Raw genomic sequence first — 4,819 nt, forward strand, 5'->3', positions numbered from 1 at the left:
CTACCTGGCCGGCGCGAACATCGCCGGTTTCATCCAGGTCGCCGACGCGATGCTGGCCCTGGGCGTGATCTGACGCGCCCGCGCCGCGCGGGTGGTGGTGCGGACGCCGCCACCCGCGCGGCCACGTGGTGGAATGCACCGGTGAGCACGGACGACGAGCCCGGGTCGGAGCCGCTGACCAAACAGGACTTCGAGGCGCTGGCCCGGTTCCGCTTCGGCATCCGCCGCTACCTGCGCTTCAGCGAGGAGACGGTGCGCGGCCACGGCCTGACGCCGCAGCAGTACCAGCTCCTGCTGGCGCTCAAGGGCTTCCCGGAGCGGGAGTGGGCCACGGTGCGGGAACTGGCCGAGCGCCTCCAGTTGCGGCACCACAGCGTCGTCGAACTGGTCAACCGCGCCCAGGCGCAGGACCTCGTGCGGCGGGCGCCCGACCCCTCCGACGCGCGCGTGGTGCGGGTCGAGCTGACCGACCACGGGCAGCAGGTCCTCACCCGGCTGAGCACGCTGCACCGGGACGAGCTGCGGCGCATGGGCTCGACGCTGACCCTGCCCGACTGGGACGAGGTCTGACCCGGTCGCCGGGTCGGGCCGGGCCCGGCGTCGACGGCGGTGACGCCGGGCACGGCGGCGCCAGGGGTGTCAGGGGATCAGGGGCGGGGTCCGGGCAACGCGGCCCGGCGGCGCACCACCCACGCCAGCACGCCCGCCGCGGCGAACACGAGCGCGGCGACGGGCAGGCCCAGGACCAGCATCAACATCGCGAGCAGGCCCGCGAGGTCGACCACGAAGGCCGGCACGCGCCGCCGGGGACCCGATCGCAGGTGCCGCTGGGAGCTCTCCAGGAAGTGCGCGAACTCCGGGTCCTCGTCCCAGAGCCGGCGTTGGATCTGACGCAGCGCTTCGCTCTCGCGTTCGCCGGGCACGACGCACCGACCTCCCGTGCTCGCCCGCTGCGGCCGGTTCCCGACCGCCCAACAGTATCGTAACACGATATAAGTGCGGCGGGCGGGCGCGACATCCCGATAGATCGGCCTGGTCCGGCTTGGTCAGGGTTCTCCGACCTGGTCCCGCCGGCGGATGGCGACGAGTTCGCTGGCGTCCTCGCCCCGCAGGCGCCGGGTCATCGACCGGCCGATCCGCTCGGCCTGCGACTTGGCCAGGTCGGCCTTCTCCCCCGCGAATAGGTCGTCGACGGTGGCGTTCCACAGCGCCAGCCACCGCGAGAAGTGGGCGGGCGCGAGGGGCGCCCGTTCGTGCAGGGCCACGTGCACGCGCAGCAGGTTGCCCCGGTAGGAGCCGGCGCGGAACAGCACCGTGTCCCAGAAGTCGGCCATCACGGGCAGGTGCGCCGCGAGGTCCAGGCGGGCCACGTCGCGGAAGACCGGCCCGAGCAGCCCGTCGCCGTAGGCGCGCCGGTAGAACTCGGTCACCAGGGCCAGCGCGTCCCGCCGGTCGCGCAGGTCGCGGTCGGCGGTCACGGTCGCCCCGCGGCGACGGGCGCGGGTGTCCCGAGCGGGGCGGGCGCGGTCAGGGCGGGCGCGGTCAGGCCGAGCAGCGCGGGACCGGTCGGCGTGGCCACCAGCGCCCGCACGGTCACCCCGTCCAGCACCGCCAGGAACGCCTGTTGGGCCTGGCGCAGGGCCGTGCGCAGGTGGCAACCGCCGCGCAGCGGGCACGGCTGCCCCTCGCAGTCCACGACCTCCTCGTCACCCTCCAGCGCGCGCACGACCGCGCCCACGGACGCGTCCAGGGCGCCCTCGGGCACCTCGACCCCGCCGACCCGGCCGCGCGCGGTGACGACGAACCCGTGGCGTTGCAGGCGCTGCACGAGCTTGGCCAGGTGGTTGCGCGGCACGTCCAGCGCGTCGGCCAGCCGGTCGACGGTGAGCCGGCCCCCGCCGGAGGCGAGCAGCATCACCGCGCGCAGGGCGGTGTCGGTCGACCGGTTGAGGTGCACCGCACGACCATAGCGAAAGAGGTAATTCGGATACCTCTTTGCCGGCTCCGCGAGCCCGGCGGCGCGCCGGACGGGCGGGCAGGGTGACGGCGTCGACCCGAGGCCCCGTCGCGGCGACCTCGCGCGGTCAGGCGCGGACCAGGTCGGCGAGCGGGGCGGAGGGGTCGGCCAGGCGGTCCGGGTCCACCGGTCGGCGGCTCCGGACGAGGTCCTGGACGTCGCCGATGCCGTCGTCCCAGAGGTTGACGTGCATGCCCGCCACCACGTGGCCGCTGGCGAGCCAGAACGCGTGGAACGCCCGCTCCTCGACGGACCCCCGGGTGACCACGCGGTCGTAGCCGCCGGGGGCGAACCAGCCGGCGAACTCCATCCCCACGTCGTACTGGTCGGAGAAGAAGTACGGCAGCTCGTCGTAGGCGGTCTCCTGACCGAGCATCGACCTGGCCGCCGCCTGCCCGCCGTTCAGGGCGTTGGCCCAGTGCTCCACGCGGAGGCGCCGGCCGTAGCGCGTGCTCGGGTGGGCGGCGACGTCGCCGGCGGCGAAGACGTGCGGGTCGTCGGTGCGCAGCGCGGCGTCCACGACGACGCCGTCGTCGACGGTCAGGCCGGCGCGTTCGGCGAGCGCGGTGTTCGGGCGGGCTCCTACGCCGACCACCACCGCGTCGGCCGGCAGGACGGCGCCGTCGGCCAGCTCGACCGCCGAGACCGCGCCGTCGCCCCGGATGCCGGTGACGCGGCCGCCGAAGCGGAACCCGACGCCGCGGTGGCGGTGCAGGTCGGCGAAGAAACCACCCAGCTCCGGCCCGAGCACGGCGTGCAGCGGGGTCGGGGCGGGCTCCACCACCGTGACGGCGCAGTCGCGCGCCCGTGCGGCGGCGGCGACCTCCAGCCCGATCCACCCGGCCCCGGCGATGACGACCCGGCTGCCCGGGGTCAGCGCCTCGCGCAGCCGGTCGGCCTGGTCCAGGCGGCGCAGGTGGTGCACGCCCGGCAGCTCCTCGCCCGGGACGGACAGGCGGCGCGGCGACGAGCCGGTGGCCAGCAGCAGCCGGGTGTAGCCGACGCGCTCGCCGTCGGCGAGTACGACGTGCCGGTCGGCGCGGTCCAGTGCGGTCACCGCCCGCCCGAGCCGCAGCTCCACCGCGTTGTCCTCGTACCACCGCTCGTCGTGGACGTGCACGGCGGCGCGGTCCTGGTCGCCGAGCAGGTAGCCCTTCGACAGGGGCGGGCGCTCGTAGGGCCGCTCGACCTCGTCCCCCACCAGCACCACCCGCCCGGCGAAGCCCGCCTCCCGCAGCGCCTGCGCCGCGTTCGCACCGGCGAGCCCGGCTCCGGCGATGACGAACACCTGCTCGGTGACCACTGCCTTCTCCTCACGCGGGTGCGGACGAGCCGCACGGGTCGCTCACCGGTTGACGCCCGCCAGGGCGAAGAACTCCTGCCGGGACCGGGCGTCCTCGCGCAGCAGGCCGTGCAGGGTCGAGGTCACGGTGCGGGAGCCGGCGGCCCGCACGCCGCGCAGCGACATGCACAGGTGCTCGGCCTCGACCACCACGCCGACGCCCTGCGGCGCCAGGTGCTCCCGGAGCCAGTCGGCCACCTGCTTGGTCAGCCGCTCCTGCACCTGGAGGTCGCGGGCGAACAGCTCGACCACGCGGGCGAGCTTGGACAGGCCGAGGATGCGCGCGCCGGGCAGGTAGCCCACGTGGGCCACGCCGTGGAACGGCAGCAGGTGGTGCTCGCACAGCGACTGCACCGGTATCCCCCGGACCAGGACCAGCTCGTCGTAGCCCTCGTCGTTGGGGAAGGTCGTCAGGTCGAACTCGCGCGGGGTCAGCAGCTCGGCGTAGGCCTGCGCGACCCGCTCCGGGGTGTCGGCCAGGTGCTCCGACGCCGGGTCCCTGCCCAACGCCGCCAGCAGGTCGGCCACGGCGCGCCGGGCGGCCTCCACGTCCACGCCACCGCGCCCGTGGACCACCTGCAACCGCCGGGGTGGCTGCTCGGTCGTGGTCGCCGTGGCGCTCATGCCGACCACCCCCGACGGCCGGCGCGATCCCGTCGGCCCACGGGGCCGGACACCTCGGTGGCCATGACTCCTCCTTCTATCGACAACTTCGGCTAACCTTAGAAGTCAGCGCGAGATTTCGTCAATAGAAGTGGGTTTTAGAATGGGTGAAGCCGCCCAGCCCCGGTCGTCGCACGTCTCCGCCGTGGCGGCGCTCGACGAGCCGACCCGGCGCCGGCTGTACGACTTCGTGGTGCGCCACCCCGCGCCGGTGAGCCGCGACGAGGCCGCCGAGGCGGTCGGGGCGCCGCGCACCACGGTCGCCTTCCACCTCGACCGCCTGGCCTCCGAGGGGCTGCTGGAGGTCGTCCACGAGCGCCGCAGCGGGCGCACCGGCCCCGGTGCCGGGCGACCGGCCAAGCTCTACCGGCGCTCGGCGGAGCAGATCGCGGTCTCCCTGCCCGACCGGCGCTACGAGCTGGCCGGGCTGCTGCTGGCCGACGCCCTCGCCGAAGCCGACGCGACCGGCGAACCGCCGCGCGCGGTGCTGCACCGGCGCGCCCACGACCTGGGCCGGGAGATGGGCCGGGCCTCGCGCGAGGCCCGGCAGCCGCACGACGCCCCGGAGCACCCCGGCGACCCGGAGCCGCGCGACAACCCGGAGCCCGGCGACAGCCGGGAACGCCGCAGCAGCGCCGAGCCCCATGACGGCAGACCGACCGCGATGCGCGCCCTGGAGGACTTCGGGTTCGAGCCGCGCGCCTCCGACTCCGCCATCGTCCTGGGCAACTGCCCCTTCCACAGCCTGGCGCGGCAGCACACCGAACTCGTGTGCGGCATGAACCTGTGCCTGCTGG

Annotated in this window: 7 protein-coding genes; 2 read left to right on the forward strand and 5 right to left on the reverse strand. The window is 75.2% G+C overall.

What is annotated here, in order from left to right:
* The first annotated feature begins 141 nt into the window (after window positions 1-141).
* Window positions 142-570 (forward strand): MarR family winged helix-turn-helix transcriptional regulator, encoded by a 429-nt coding sequence (locus ACFV4N_RS39935; RefSeq protein WP_499677887.1) that lies wholly within the window; start codon window positions 142-144, stop codon window positions 568-570.
* A gap of 77 nt (window positions 571-647) precedes the next feature.
* Here the strand turns inward: ACFV4N_RS39935 and ACFV4N_RS39940 are convergent, their stop codons facing one another.
* The 5 genes from ACFV4N_RS39940 to folE form a co-directional block, all read right to left on the reverse strand.
* Entirely contained in the window at window positions 648-923 is a 276-nt protein-coding gene (locus tag ACFV4N_RS39940; RefSeq protein ID WP_499677888.1) for a DUF3040 domain-containing protein, read from the reverse strand.
* A gap of 123 nt (window positions 924-1,046) precedes the next feature.
* The gene (locus ACFV4N_RS39945; protein ID WP_499677889.1) at window positions 1,047-1,478 is read right to left on the reverse strand and encodes a group III truncated hemoglobin; all 432 of its coding nucleotides are present in this window, start codon (window positions 1,476-1,478) and stop codon (window positions 1,047-1,049) included.
* On the reverse strand, window positions 1,475-1,957 hold the full coding sequence (locus tag ACFV4N_RS39950) for an RrF2 family transcriptional regulator (protein ID WP_499677890.1): 483 nt from the start codon (window positions 1,955-1,957) through the stop codon (window positions 1,475-1,477). The genes ACFV4N_RS39945 and ACFV4N_RS39950 overlap by 4 nt, the downstream gene beginning before the upstream one ends.
* A gap of 127 nt (window positions 1,958-2,084) precedes the next feature.
* Window positions 2,085-3,320, reverse strand: a complete 1,236-nt coding sequence (locus tag ACFV4N_RS39955) for an NAD(P)/FAD-dependent oxidoreductase (protein ID WP_499677891.1) — start codon at window positions 3,318-3,320, stop codon at window positions 2,085-2,087.
* A gap of 42 nt (window positions 3,321-3,362) precedes the next feature.
* Window positions 3,363-3,983 (reverse strand): GTP cyclohydrolase I FolE, encoded by a 621-nt coding sequence (gene folE, locus ACFV4N_RS39960; protein ID WP_499677892.1) that lies wholly within the window; start codon window positions 3,981-3,983, stop codon window positions 3,363-3,365.
* 142 nt (window positions 3,984-4,125) lie between these two features.
* Between folE and ACFV4N_RS39965 the strand changes: the two genes are divergently transcribed.
* Window positions 4,126-4,819: helix-turn-helix transcriptional regulator (locus ACFV4N_RS39965; protein WP_499677893.1), on the forward strand; the 694-nt coding region annotated here is incomplete at its 3' end.

This window comes from Actinosynnema sp. NPDC059797 (assembly GCF_042732085.1).
GTDB lineage: Bacteria > Actinomycetota > Actinomycetes > Mycobacteriales > Pseudonocardiaceae > Actinosynnema.